Origin of the sequence: Tardiphaga alba, from assembly GCF_018279705.1 — a bacterium.
Taxonomy (GTDB): Bacteria; Pseudomonadota; Alphaproteobacteria; order Rhizobiales; family Xanthobacteraceae; genus Tardiphaga; species Tardiphaga alba.
The window spans coordinates 490,535-502,812 of the sequence record NZ_CP036498.1 but is presented as its reverse complement, the minus strand read 5'-3'; the positions used below and the strand labels follow the sequence as shown (position 1 = coordinate 502,812).

Here is a 12,278-nt window from a genome sequence, read left to right as displayed (position 1 = left end):
CGATCATCTCACCGATGAACGAGACTGCCGGCATCCCGAATGCTCGCGCTGAAGTCGGCCTGTCTGAAGAGCTTGCTCACGCGGGGAAGATCGGCAGCGATCGCCCCGGCATCGGCATAACCGGAAATGAGCCGGACCCACTCCGGACAACCGCTTAAAGTTTCTCGACGCCGCCCTTGCACCGTCCGAAAGATCATCGCGGGAGAAGTTCCGGCGATTACTTGAACTTAGAAAGCCAGCGGAACTCTGTCGCCGTGGCCCTTGAACCAAATCGACTCCTTGATCTCGTCAATTGCCCTTAGAGAATCCGCTCTGCAGAAGTTTCAGCAGCCTTGGGACAACTTGACAGGAGCTGCAAGGCGAAAAGTGCGGTCAGACTCAGCAGCGAGGTGATGATCAGCACCCGCCCGCTCATGATCTCGATCAGCACGCCGAAAGCGACGGGGGCGAGGGCCTGGCAGATGCGCGACGGCGCCCCGAGCAGCCCGAGCCGATAGCCGTAGTTCTCCGGCCCGAAGATCGAGAGAGGCAGGGTGCCTCTGGCGATCGTCAGGATGCCGTTGCCGGCCCCGTGCAGAAGCGCGAATGCCGCAGCCGCTCCCCTCCGAACAGCGCTATGACGCCGGCCCCGATCGGATGCGTGATGCAGGCGAGGCTCGTCGAGAACAGCGGATGAAACCGGTTCAACAGCCCGGCCTCGACGATGCGTGCGGCCACCTGTGCGGGTCCGATCATCATCCCAGCGAAGACGGCCTGGGCGGGAGTTGCTCCGAAGCTCTCGACGATCCGGGGGAGGTGCGCGGCCATCGCAGACGTGACGGTCCAAGCCGCGGCGAAGGCGAAGGACAGCAGGATCATCGTGCCGTCGATCGCGACGTGCGGCTTCGCAGAGGGCGCCTCCGCCTCGCTGAGGACGACACGCTCGGTCTTCGGAAGGAAGAGCATGTTGAGCGACAGCCCGATCACGATGTGGGCGGCCGCCCAGGCGAAGCAGGTGCCCCGCCATCCGATCGTATCGAGGCCCAGCGTGCTCAACGGCCATCCGATCGTGCTGGCGAATCCCGCGAGAAGCGTGATGCCGGTGATGGGGCGTCGGGCCTTGTCTCCGAAGATGCGCCCGAGGGCACCGAACGCCGCATCGTAGAGACCGAGTCCCATTCCGATGCCGAGCAGCAACCAGGCGAGGCCGAGCATCCACAACGAGGATGCCAGCCCGAGCAGCGCGAGGCCGCCGGCAAACAGCAGGTTCGAAGCACATAGGACCTGCCGGCCGCCGACGCGGTCGATCTGTCGGCCGACGCGGGGTCCGAGCAATCCTGAAATGACGAGCGACGCTGAGAATGCCGCGAAGAACCAGTTGCTCGACATGCCGAGATCCCGCGCGATGGGATCGGCGAGGATGGCCGGCAGATAGTAGCTGGATGCCCACGCAAGCGTCTGCGTCGTTCCGAGCGACAGGATGATGGGAAGCTGGCGATCGGTCATTTCACGGTGTCCGGATCGAGAGACGATGTCGTCAGGGTCGGAGCGCCTCGCGACCATTTCAAAGCCAGCGGACCGATGAGGATGCCGGCGGCGAGCACCGCGAATGCCGCGAACCAAGCCGACGGCACGTTGGGACCTCCGGACGCATCGAGTGCGGCTCCGACGCACCAGGCCCCGAGCGCGGACAGACCGAAGCCGACGGTCGAGTGGACCGCCATGGTCGCGCCCCTACTCTCCGGATGAGCTGACATCGCCATGCCTGCGGTCAGCGCGCCGGAATCGGCCGGCACGGTGATCGCGTAGAGCATGAGGAGAGGGATCAGGGCATAGGGCGAAGCTCCAGCAAACGCACCGATCGACAGCCCGACGCACGCCGACGCGACCATGACGACCGAGACCGCTCGGTGACGGCCGAACCGGAGCGCGAGCTCGTTCCCGATGATGCTGGAAGGCATTGCCAGGAGTGAGAATCCGAAGCTCACGGCAACCGGCGTCAGGACGCCGGCGCCGCCGTTGTGAGCGACGACGAACGTCCAGAAGGCGACGAGCCAAGTCCGGATGCCGTAGAGCTCAAAACAGTGCGCGCCGTAGCCAAGCACATAGCCCATGGCGGGCTTGTTCCGCAGCACCGGTCCGAACGTGAGCAGCTTCGTAGTGGTGGCCTTGGGCGTGACGGGCGTCAGCGACAGACAGACGGCCATCATCACCAGAGGCCCGAGAGCGGTGGTGTAGAATGCAGCGCGCCAGCCGAATTGCTCCGCCACGATCTGCGAGACCAGAAACGACAGCCCGACGCCGAGCGAGAAGCTCGACGTGTACAGGGTAACCGCGCGCGACGAGTCGCCGGGTTCAAGCCGGTCTGTCAGAGCCTTCAGGCCGGGCATGTAGGCGCCCGCGAAGCCAATCCCGGCCAAGGCCCAAAGCGCCGCTCCCGACCAGAAGCCGCTCGCGAAGATTCCGAAGGCGACCGTCGCGACCGAGCTCAGCGCCGAGCCGGCGATCAGGATCAGACGGGCGTCGATCCTGTCGGTCAGCGTGGACAATACCGGGACGGCCAGCATGTAGCCGGCCGCGAAGCTTCCGGCGAGCAAGCCCGCGGACGTGCCGGTCAGGCCCCATTCCGGAATCAGAAATTGCGCCAGTATCGATGGCACGGCGACATGCGGCAGCAGGTTGCCCAACTGGCCGATGCACATCGCGAGGATGGCAGGCTTCCCCTGAAGATTGCCGTGCCACCTCATTCGCCGAACGACCGTGAAGGTTCGGTGCCTACGTTGGACGTCCGGACGCCAGTCATGGGCGCGGACCGCAACAACCGGCGGAGGGGGGCGGGGCCGGCGTCCCGCAGCACGACGTTGCCTCGGCGACGCCGCTCTCGACGCCCCCGCGCGTGCAGACGCCGGTCTCGGGTAGCTCGAGTTCGACCCGCTCGGCTGCGGCACGGTCGCCGGCGATGTCCGCGGCGATCGAGCGGACCTGTTCGTAGCCGGTCGCCATGAGGAAGGTCGGTGCCCGGCCGTACGATTTCATGCCGGCGATGTAGAGCCCCGGATCGTCCTGCGCGAGTTCGCGCGCGCCGTGAGGCCTGACCGTTCCGCAAGAGTGCTCGTTGGGATCGATCAACGGCGCGAGCGCGACGGGCGCCTCGATCGCGGGATCCAGGCGGATCCTCAGTTCGCTCAGGAACGACAGGTCCGGACGGAAGCCGGTCGCGACGACGAGTTCGTCCACGACCACGTGCCTGCCGCAGCAGGCGGACCCGGCTCCGATGCGCAGGCGGTCTCCGGACGAGGTCACGTGCGAGACCGCGAATCCTTGCTCAACCTCGATCCGGCCTGACGCGACCAGCGACGCAAAGGTCGTGCCCAGCTCGCCGCGGGCGGCCAGCTTGTCGTTCGCTCCGCCCCGTAGGATTTGGAAGGGTCGTTCCCGCGCAGCAGCCAGATAGCCCGCGTGTCGGGGACGTCCGCGCGGAGATGCGCGAGCTCCGTCAGGGTGCCCATCGCCGAGTGCCCCGCGCCGAGCACCGCCACCGTTTTGCCGGCGTAGCGCCCGCGTGCAGTTCCGCGCACGTCCGGCATTCCGTAGGCGATCCGGTCTGCGAACTCGCGTTCGCCGGCCGCGGGAAGCCCGTTCGCGCCGGCCGGGTTCGGCGACGACCAGGATCCGGATGCGTCGATCACCGCATCGGCGAGGAGGGTCTCCGGCCCTTGCCGCTCCGGTACCTGATCTCGAACGGCGCCGTTTCCCGGCCGGCCGACTTGGCCTTGTCGAAACCGACCCGACCGATGGCCTCGACCCTGCTCGCCGTCCGGATCACGTCCCGCAGCGGGGTCCGCGTGGCGAGGGGCTCGATGTAGCGCTCGATGAGCTCCGCTCCCGTCGGATAGACGCGCGGGTCGGGAGAGTTCCAGCCCTTCGGCTCGAGCAGGCGGGCCGCAGCCTTGTCGATATTGTATTCCCAGGGCGAGAAGAGCTGCACGTGCCCCCACTCGCGCACGGAGGCACCGGCGGCAGGGCCGGCTTCCAACACGATCGGCATCATGCCGCGCTCCATGACGTGAGCCGCGGCCGCCAGTCCCACGGGGCCGGCTCCGATGATCGCTACGGTCTTCGACATGCTGTTCTCCGATCCTTCTAGTATCATCGAAATTATGGGCGAAGCCCGATCAGGCGGCCGACTGCGTATCCGCGCATTTCTCGTCCGCGCAGCACTCGGCGACCAGGAAATCGACCAGCCCCTGCATGTTGGCGTACTGCGCGTGGCAGACGAGCGTCGTCGATTCCCGGACCTGCGAGATCAGATCGACCGCCACCAGCGCCTTGATGTGATGTGAGAGGGTCGAGGCGGGTATCTTGAGCCTCTCCTGCAGACGGCCGACCGGCATTCCGGCTTGGCCGGCGCGAACCAACGCGCGGTAGATCCGGAGGCGGGTTGGGTTGCCCAGCGCTTCGAGCCTCGCCGCTGCATCTTCGATTTTCATGAACGGAGGATTGCTCCTCCAAGCACAACAGTCAACGATATTTCTAGAATATTCGAAATTTACAAGTTCCCCATGAAGTCGCCGGAAGGGTGGAAAGTGTTCACTGATTTCAGTCCAAAATTCCCCACATAAGATGCGGATCCCCACGTAATTGCGCCGTAAAAACCGAAATTCTTCAATGTTTTCGGTCGGGCTTTCCCCCATAAAATTGCGCAAAACACCCATAAGGCCATCGCGTTGGCTGGTTTTCCCACATTAGTTCGACGCGTTTTCAGGGGGCGATTGCCCCCTGATCTCGGCGCTTCAGTTGGGCGCGCAACCCTGGAACTCGTGCATGGGAATGCCGCTTAGAACGAACCCTGGAATCTGTTTGCACAGTTCGACGCCTGTGGCGCGCTTGTCCGTGAGGCCGTTTTTTACAAAGGCGACGAGATCCGCGAATTCATCAGCCTTGAGGTTGATCGGCGCCTTCAGCAGCGGATCGATGGCCGCGGCGACGGGGTCAATTGGACCCATCTGGTCGATATCGGCCGCCACTCCCGCCTTGGCACGGTCGTAACTTCTCAGGCTCTGTTCGGCATTCAGGTGGTGACGAATGGCGTCATCCAGCTTCGTATAGGCGCCGTTGTGGAAGAAGGTCGGCTGGAGCGATACATTGCGTAGAGGGCTAGTTCTGAACTGATACCGGTCAACCTGGCTGTTGGTGATGTCCTCTCGTCCAAAGTCTTCGTTCTTGTTCGGCCCCTTGAAGTTCCCATCCGGCATATTGTGCGTCGAGGACAGCAACGGGGGCACTCCGATGGCATGGTTCCGGAAGTCGCTGAACATCTCCCGCGCGCTGCCTTGCACGGCATGGCACGACACGCATTTTCCGGATCCGAAGAAGATCAGTGCTCCTCGCTTCTCCTCATCCGTCAACGCGTTCCTGTTGCCCCTCGCAAACTGGTCGATGGGAGCGTCTGCAAAGTTGAGGGAAATCTCAAATTCAGCAATTGCCGCACCGACGTGAGCGAAGTTTATATCCGACCTGTCTTTGATTTCAGGGAACGCTTCCTGAAAGGCCCGTCGATATCCTGAACTTTCGTGAAGTCTGCCAAGCACTGCACGTCGCACGGGTTCATTGATCGTGCCTGTTGAGTCTGCGTCCGGGAGCGGACTGGCAACGGCCGGAGCCGAGGAGGAAGCGGTGAAGTTCGTCGCCATTGTCTTCTGCGAGTTCATCACGCGCGCCAGTGCATTTACCTGCTCTGACCTGATCTGCACGGGTGCGCCGTTGAGACGAGAAACCCTGAAGGATTTTCCTTCGGTGTTTCCGAAACCCGCCATCTCCTGAAACTCTGTGGGCGGCATGTGACCTTGGGCCACCAAGAGATGCCGCACATACTCATCAAAGGCGGCGAACTTGTTGGTGTTCTCAGGGTTCGGAAACTCGAAACCCTTCGATCCGTCGAAAGGATCATCCGACAAGGCGTTGAACCGGGTATTCCACATCAAGCGAGGGTAAAACGCGATGTTGAGAAGACCCGGCGTGCGCCGCATGTTTCGAGGTCCAGCTCGATCCGGCCCGACTTTGTTATTATTCTGCACACCGATCGCGATGGACTGGCTGTCGCCAAATGCTTGCAGAGGCGCATGGCAGCCTGAGCAGGTGTTGTCGTTTCCGACTGCTAGAATCTTGTCGAAAAACAGTGATCGGCCAAGTTCAACGCGCTTTGTGTCGAGATCGCGCTCAAGCCGCGCTTGTAGCTTCTGGCCCTCCTTACCCTCGAAACTATGCGTTCGGAGGACGTCGATCAGCCTCTGGTCCAAACTCGCTGTGGACGCGGGGGCTTGAGCGTACGAAGGAGAGAAGAAAGCGGTGACGGAAACGAACAATCCGAAATTCAAAAGGAGCCGCAACATTTCGAGATCCCCAGATACGAAATTAGACTCGCTCTAAGGTTGATCAGTGGTGCGACATTTCGTCAATGAGAAATGATAGCGCGAAAGCCGACGAGCGGTTGTTTCGCCGGAAAAACCTCGCGAGTTCAGCGATAAGAGTGAAATGATGACAGATTGTCGCACGCTATTTGGATCTCGGCGAGGCGATCACGCGCAGCAGTTCGGCGCCGACAGGTCGCTCATGATCACGCACTTCTCGGCAGGACCACCTGAACATTGGGACGCGCATTGCTGCGTAAAGAAGGTCAAGTCGTCTTCAAGTTTACGCAGCTCGCTCATTTTCTCACGAACGACGGCAAGGTGCTGTTCGGCCAGCAACCTCGCGACATCACAGTCCCGAGTAGGGTCGTCTGCCAGAGCAGTAAATTCGCGGATTTGTTCGACGGTGAACTGGAAGTCCCGGCACCGGCGGATGAAGGTCAATCGCTTCAGATCATCGAGGCCGTAGACCCTTTGGCCGCCCGAACCTCGGACTGCCTTGGGGAGCAATCCGATCTCCTCGTAATACCTGACGGTCGGGACACTACAGTCCGCTTCGGATGCAAGCCTTCCTATCGTGAACTTTGACGCAGTCGAGGCCATCTTGCTCTCCTGATCGTGAATTGAACCTCAAGTTACTTGAGGTGCGAGGGTCCGTCCAACGCAAATCAATCGAGCGGACCGAATGGATCATCCCATCAAACTGGCGGCTAGTGCATATGACCAAGCAAGAATGGCGCGATTTTCTCGAAGAACGACAGGTCGCAATCTATTTCAGCACCGTACTGCTCGGTGCTGCGGCGGGCGCTCTGATTCCAGGAACGGACGCTCTCGAATCCACAATCAATCCCGCCTTGGCACTGATGCTGTTCGTGACTTTTCTGCAGGTGCCTTTGGGGGCGTTAGGTGCGGCCCTACGGAATGTCAGATTCCTGGCCTGTCTGTTGACGGTGAACTTCGTCGTTGTTCCCCTTCTCGTCTTCGGGCTTCTTCAATTCGTGCCACCGGATCCGCTGCTCCGGCTGGGCGTCCTGATTGTGCTGCTATGTCCATGCATCGACTACGTCGTGACATTCTCTCATCTCGGAAAATCGGATTCCAAGCTTCTGCTCGCGGCGACGCCCGTCCTGTTGATCGTCCAGATGATAATGTTGCCGATCTATCTCGGTGCCTTCCTCGGACATGATGCGGTTAGCCTCGTTCAGCCTGGACCTTTTCTGCATGCGTTTGTCTGGCTCATCGCGCTGCCGTTGGTGCTGGCCGCAACATGCCAGATCTGGGCAAGTCGAAATCCTTGGGGGCAGAGCATTGTCTCAGGCCTGGTGCTGTTGCCCGTGCCGGCGACGAGCTTGGTCCTGTTTGTCGTGATCGCGTCGGTGCTTCCCCAGTTGGGCGCCGCATCCGGAGCGGCGGTCCGCGTGCTGCCGGTTTATGTGGCTTTCTCAATTATCGCCCCACTCTTAGGATGGTCGACTTCGCGTATGTTCGGACTCAAGGTTGAAGCAGGGCGAAGCATCGCGTTCAGCGCCGCGACCCGAAACTCCCTCGTTGTGCTTCCGTTGGGGCTCGCCGTTCCGGGAGCGGTGCCGATCCTCCCGGCAGTGATTGTCGCGCAAACGCTTGTCGAACTCCTGGCTTCAATTTTCTATATGAAACTCGCGCCTCATCTTGGGCGCTCAGCGAGGCCAGACTAATTCGAAGACGCGCAACGCTGCGAAGTGGTCCAGCGGCGTCCGCTCGAGAGTCGTCGCTAAATTTCCTCGCCTTGCGGGCACAATTCCTTCGATCTTATCGGGGTAGTGCGACTATCCTTATATCGTTAAATGCGAGCTTATTTGGAAATTGAGAAAGTTATAGCCACAACGAGGTTGACGCGCCGCTTTATTTCCATAAGTCTGGATATATGGAAAACGAACAAGCAGTCCTCGCGCTCGCCGCGCTCGCCCAAGGCACCCGGCTTCAAGCGTTCCGCACGCTGGTCCAGCACGAACCGGAGGGTCTCCCGGCCGGCGATCTGGCACGGCTCCTCGAGGTTCCTCAGAACACGCTCTCGGCCCATCTGTCGATCCTGGCGAGGGCCGGGCTCGTCGTGAGCGAGCGCCGCAGCCGCTCGATCGTCTACCGCGCCGAGATCTCCGCGCTGCAGGCGATCATCCTTTTCATGCTCCAGGACTGCTGCGGTGGACGTGCCGAATTCTGCGCGCCCGTGATCGAGCAGCTTACGTCCTGCTGCGCGCCTCCCAAGAAGAAAGCGAAGACCAAGGAGCGATCCCGTGCCTGACTCGACGGCGAGAGGTGATGCATTCGCCCGCCGTCGGCAGCCGAGGCGCTGGAAACGAATTCGACACGCGTAGGCCACAAAGGACGGCCCAAGCCTTCGCTGGCGTCTGTAGCGGCCCGCTGCCGACGAGAGGCGACATCACACCCTCCCCGAACATTCCGAGCTGAAAACGTACATGAGCATCTTCGAACGATATTTGACCCTCTGGGTCATCCTTTGCATCGCCGCAGGCGTCGCATTGGGTCATGCGTTGCCGGGCCTCTTCTCGGCGGTCGCCGGCGCCGAAGTGGCGAAGGTCAACCTGCCCGTCGCCGTCCTCATCTGGCTCATGATCATCCCCATGCTGCTGAAGATCGATTTCGGCGCGCTCGGCAAGGTGACGGAGCACGCACGGGGCGTGGGCGTGACCTTGTTCATCAACTGGGCCGTGAAGCCGTTCTCGATGGCCCTCCTCGGCACCTTCTTCATCGCACACGTGTTCGCGCCGATGCTGCCGGGCGACCAGATCCCTTCCTACATCGCCGGATTGATCCTGCTCGCCGCGGCTCCCTGCACCGCGATGGTGTTCGTCTGGTCCAATCTCGTCGGCGGCGATCCGAACTACACGCTCGGTCAGGTGGCCCTCAACGACGTGCTGATGGTCTTCCTGTTCGCTCCCATCGTCGGGCTGCTTCTGGGCGTCGCGTCGGTATCCGTACCCTGGGCGACGCTCCTCCTGTCCGTCGCGCTCTACATCATCGTGCCGGTGATCGTCGCCCAGTTGTGGCGCCGCTCGCTGCTGGCGTCCGGACAGGGCGCCTTCGACCGCACGATGGCGCGCCTGCAGCCTCTGTCGCTCGTCGCCCTGCTGGCCACGCTGGTCCTGCTCTTCGGCTTCCAGGGCGAGCAGATCATCGCGCAGCCGATCGTCATCGCGATCCTCGCCGTGCCCATCCTCATCCAGGTCTACTTCAACGCCGGACTGGCCTACCTGATGAGCCGCTATCTCGGTGTGGCTTGGTGCGTCGCCGCACCCGCGGCGCTGATCGGCGCGAGCAACTTCTTCGAACTCGCCGTCGCCGCTGCGATCAGTCTGTTCGGCCTCAACTCTGGCGCGGCGCTGGCGACCGTCGTCGGCGTGCTGGTCGAGGTGCCCGTCATGCTGACCGTCGTGAAGATCGTCACGGCATCCAAGGATTGGTACGAAGCCGGCAGCGATCGCGCCGGCGACAAGAGCGTGGAGCTTCACCGATGACCATCACCATCTATCACAATCCGAATTGCGGCACCTCGCGCAACACTTTGGCGATGATCCGGCAAAGCGGCGAGGAGCCGGTCGTGATCGAATATCTGACGACGCCGCCATCCCGGGAGCGGCTCAAGGAGTTGATCGTGGCGATGGGCATCGGCGTCCGCGCCTTGCTGCGAGAGAAGGGAACGCCGTATGCCGCGCTCGGTCTGGCCGACCCCGCGAAGACCGACGACGAACTCATCGACGCCATGCTGGCGCACCCGATTTTGATCAACCGGCCGATCGTCGTCACGCAGATCGGCGTCAAACTGTGCCGTCCGTCCGAGGCCGTGCTGGAGATCTTGCCGGACCCGCATATCGGCCGTTTCGTGAAGGAAGACGGGGAAATCGTCGATGCCTCCTGACTTGCCTTACATCGATCCATCCGCCCTCCGGATTCCGGATGTCGCAGCCTTGCGACCGGCTGCCGACGTCGCGCACAGGCCCCGCATTCTTTTGCTTTACGGATCGCTGCGGCAACGGTCTTTCAGCCGCCTGGCCGTCGAGGAGACGGCGCGCCTTCTCAAGGCGTTCGGTGCCGAGTCTCGGATATTCGATCCGTCCGGCCTGCCTCTTCCCGACGACGCCCCGTCGACGCATCCGAAGGTCGAGGAGCTGCGCGACTTGTCCGCATGGTCGGAAGGCCAGGTTTGGTGCAGCCCCGAGCGGCACGGCGCCATGACCGGCATCATGAAGGCCCAGATCGACTAAATCCCGCTCGCCATCGGCGCCGTCCGTCCGACCCAGGGCAAGACGCTTGCGGTGATGCAGGTCAGCGGCGGCTCCCAATCCTTCAACGCGGTCAACCAGCTTCGGGTGCTAGGACGCTGGATGCGGATGATTACGATCCCCAACCAATCCTCCGTGGCCAAAGCGTATGAACAATTCGACGAGACCGGGCGGATGAAGCCGTCGCCGTACTACGATCGGATCGTCGACGTCGCGGAGGAATTGGTGAAGTTCACTCTCCTGACCCGCGAGGCCTCGGGCTATCTCACCGACCGCTACAGCGAGCGCAAGGAAGCCGCCGAACAACTCGCCGGACGCTTGCGGCTGGACCAAGCAGTATGATCGCGGCTCGGAAGCGATCAAGAAATGAAGAGCTGCCCAGCCACTCCGCATAGCGCGACGACCAGCCAGGGCGGTGCCTTCCAGACGAACAGCAGCACGAAGGCCGCGAGCCCGAGGACGTAGTCGAAACTGTTGGTGATCCCCGCGGTCCAGACCGGGTCATAGAACGCGGCGAGCAGAAGACCGACGACCGCGGAGTTCACGCCCGCAAGCGCCGCCTGGGCCGCAGGTTGTTTCCTCAAGCCGTCCCAGAAAGGCAGAAAGCCTACCACCAGCAGGAATGAAGGCAGGAATATGCCGACGAGGCAGACAACCGCAACCGACCATCCCCCTATGACCGTGCCGAGATAGGCTGCGAAGGTGAAAAGGGGACCGGGAACGGCCTGCGTGGCGCCGTATCCCGCCAAGAATGTATCGTAGTTCACCCATGTCGGCACCATCTCCGCCTTGAGCAGCGGCAGCACCACGTGGCCGCCTCCGAAGACGAACGAGCTCACGCGGTAGAAGGTGTCGAAAAGCCGAAGCAAAGCGCTGTCGGTCATCGAGGCGATCAGGGGTAGACCCAGAAGCAACCCACCGAATACTGCGAGCGAAACGATGCCCGCTCGCCGGCCGACCGGCAGCGGCAGAACGGTCCGATCGACGGCCGGCGCGGCCTTGATCGCTGCCAGTCCTACGATCCCGCCGAGCACGATTCCGCCGATCTGCCCCCAAGCGGATGGAAGCAGGACGGCGACGGTCATGGCGGCGACGGCGATCGACGCGCGGAGACGATTGGGCGTCAAAGTCCGCGCCATGCCGAGGATGGCCAACGCGACGACCGCGACCGCGGCGACCTTCAGTCCGTGAAGCCAGCCGCCACCGAAATTGCTGCCTGCGGCGTTCAGCCCGTAGGCGAACACGACGAGCGCGACGGCTGAGGGCAGAGTGAATGCGGTCCATGCGGCGAGAGCGCCGACGTAACCGGCTCTGGACAGGCCGATCGCGATGCCTACCTGGCTCGATGCCGGACCGGGCAGGAACTGGCAAAGGGCCACCAGATCGGCATAATTGTTTTCGCTCAGCCATCGCCGTCGTTCGACGAATTCTGAACGGAAATAGCCCAGATGCGCTACCGGCCCGCCGAACGACGTCAATCCCAACTTCAGGAAGGCCAGGAAAACCTCCGCGACGCTCCCCTTGACCGATGAACCGCTCATTCCCCGTGGCCCGTTGCTCCGCCTGATCGCCGGCGGAAGTAAGCACTTCTTCATCAAAGGACCGATAC

At 62.4% G+C, this 12,278-nt stretch carries 9 protein-coding genes and 3 pseudogenes; 5 read left to right on the top strand and 7 right to left on the bottom strand.

Going from position 1 to position 12,278, the window contains the following annotated elements; all coding sequences use genetic code 11:
• Positions 1 to 298 precede the first annotated feature (298 nt).
• The 6 genes and pseudogenes from RPMA_RS02430 to RPMA_RS02405 form a co-directional block, all read right to left on the bottom strand.
• Positions 299 to 1,485 (bottom strand): annotated as a pseudogene (locus RPMA_RS02430) (MFS transporter).
• Positions 1,482 to 2,681, bottom strand: coding sequence for an MFS transporter (locus RPMA_RS02425; RefSeq protein WP_211913393.1), 1,200 nt, complete (start codon positions 2,679 to 2,681; stop codon positions 1,482 to 1,484). Before RPMA_RS02425 ends, RPMA_RS02430 begins: the two are co-directional and overlap by 4 nt.
• Before the next feature lie 97 nt (positions 2,682 to 2,778).
• A pseudogene (locus RPMA_RS02420) lies at positions 2,779 to 4,105 on the bottom strand (FAD-dependent oxidoreductase).
• Between the two features lie 49 nt (positions 4,106 to 4,154).
• Positions 4,155 to 4,469, bottom strand: coding sequence for an ArsR/SmtB family transcription factor (locus tag RPMA_RS02415; RefSeq protein WP_211911374.1), 315 nt, complete (start codon positions 4,467 to 4,469; stop codon positions 4,155 to 4,157).
• Positions 4,470 to 4,772: 303 nt separating this feature from the next.
• Positions 4,773 to 6,371, bottom strand: a complete 1,599-nt coding sequence (locus RPMA_RS02410) for a cytochrome-c peroxidase (RefSeq protein ID WP_211911373.1) — start codon at positions 6,369 to 6,371, stop codon at positions 4,773 to 4,775.
• Positions 6,372 to 6,557: 186 nt separating this feature from the next.
• The gene (locus tag RPMA_RS02405; RefSeq protein ID WP_211911372.1) at positions 6,558 to 6,992 is read right to left on the bottom strand and encodes a MerR family transcriptional regulator; all 435 of its coding nucleotides are present in this window, start codon (positions 6,990 to 6,992) and stop codon (positions 6,558 to 6,560) included.
• A gap of 116 nt (positions 6,993 to 7,108) precedes the next feature.
• On the opposite strand from RPMA_RS02405, the gene RPMA_RS02400 reads away from it, so the two are divergent.
• The 5 genes and pseudogenes from RPMA_RS02400 (at position 7,109) to arsH (ending at position 11,011) form a co-directional block, all read left to right on the top strand.
• Positions 7,109 to 8,083, top strand: a complete 975-nt coding sequence (locus tag RPMA_RS02400; RefSeq protein WP_211911371.1) for an arsenic resistance protein — start codon at positions 7,109 to 7,111, stop codon at positions 8,081 to 8,083.
• A gap of 209 nt (positions 8,084 to 8,292) precedes the next feature.
• On the top strand, positions 8,293 to 8,670 hold the full coding sequence (locus tag RPMA_RS02395) for an ArsR/SmtB family transcription factor (RefSeq protein WP_211911370.1): 378 nt from the start codon (positions 8,293 to 8,295) through the stop codon (positions 8,668 to 8,670).
• A gap of 175 nt (positions 8,671 to 8,845) precedes the next feature.
• Positions 8,846 to 9,904, top strand: a complete 1,059-nt coding sequence (gene arsB / locus RPMA_RS02390; RefSeq protein WP_211911369.1) for an ACR3 family arsenite efflux transporter — start codon at positions 8,846 to 8,848, stop codon at positions 9,902 to 9,904.
• A complete protein-coding gene (gene arsC / locus RPMA_RS02385; RefSeq protein WP_211911368.1) occupies positions 9,901 to 10,305 on the top strand; it encodes an arsenate reductase (glutaredoxin) in 405 nt (134 codons plus the stop codon). The genes arsB and arsC overlap by 4 nt, the downstream gene beginning before the upstream one ends.
• Positions 10,295 to 11,011: pseudogene (gene arsH / locus RPMA_RS02380) on the top strand (arsenical resistance protein ArsH). The gene arsC and the pseudogene arsH overlap by 11 nt, the downstream one beginning before the upstream one ends.
• Positions 11,012 to 11,028: 17 nt before the next feature.
• Here the strand turns inward: arsH and chrA are convergent.
• The gene (chrA, locus tag RPMA_RS02375; protein WP_211911367.1) at positions 11,029 to 12,210 is read right to left on the bottom strand and encodes a chromate efflux transporter; all 1,182 of its coding nucleotides are present in this window, start codon (positions 12,208 to 12,210) and stop codon (positions 11,029 to 11,031) included.
• Positions 12,211 to 12,278 lie beyond the last annotated feature (68 nt).

What these genes read in the sequence shown, in the direction of transcription:
- RPMA_RS02425 (WP_211913393.1), bottom strand. Translation starts at nt 2,681, where the DNA reads ATGTGCATCGGCCAGTTGGGCAACCTGCTGCCGCATGTCGCCGTGCCA.
- RPMA_RS02415 (WP_211911374.1), bottom strand. Translation starts at nt 4,469, where the DNA reads ATGAAAATCGAAGATGCAGCGGCGAGGCTCGAAGCGCTGGGCAACCCA.
- RPMA_RS02410 (WP_211911373.1), bottom strand. Translation starts at nt 6,371, where the DNA reads ATGTTGCGGCTCCTTTTGAATTTCGGATTGTTCGTTTCCGTCACCGCT.
- RPMA_RS02405 (WP_211911372.1), bottom strand. Translation starts at nt 6,992, where the DNA reads ATGGCCTCGACTGCGTCAAAGTTCACGATAGGAAGGCTTGCATCCGAA.
- RPMA_RS02400 (WP_211911371.1), top strand. Translation starts at nt 7,109, where the DNA reads ATGACCAAGCAAGAATGGCGCGATTTTCTCGAAGAACGACAGGTCGCA.
- RPMA_RS02395 (WP_211911370.1), top strand. Translation starts at nt 8,293, where the DNA reads ATGGAAAACGAACAAGCAGTCCTCGCGCTCGCCGCGCTCGCCCAAGGC.
- arsB (WP_211911369.1), top strand. Translation starts at nt 8,846, where the DNA reads ATGAGCATCTTCGAACGATATTTGACCCTCTGGGTCATCCTTTGCATC.
- arsC (WP_211911368.1), top strand. Translation starts at nt 9,901, where the DNA reads ATGACCATCACCATCTATCACAATCCGAATTGCGGCACCTCGCGCAAC.
- chrA (WP_211911367.1), bottom strand. Translation starts at nt 12,210, where the DNA reads ATGAGCGGTTCATCGGTCAAGGGGAGCGTCGCGGAGGTTTTCCTGGCC.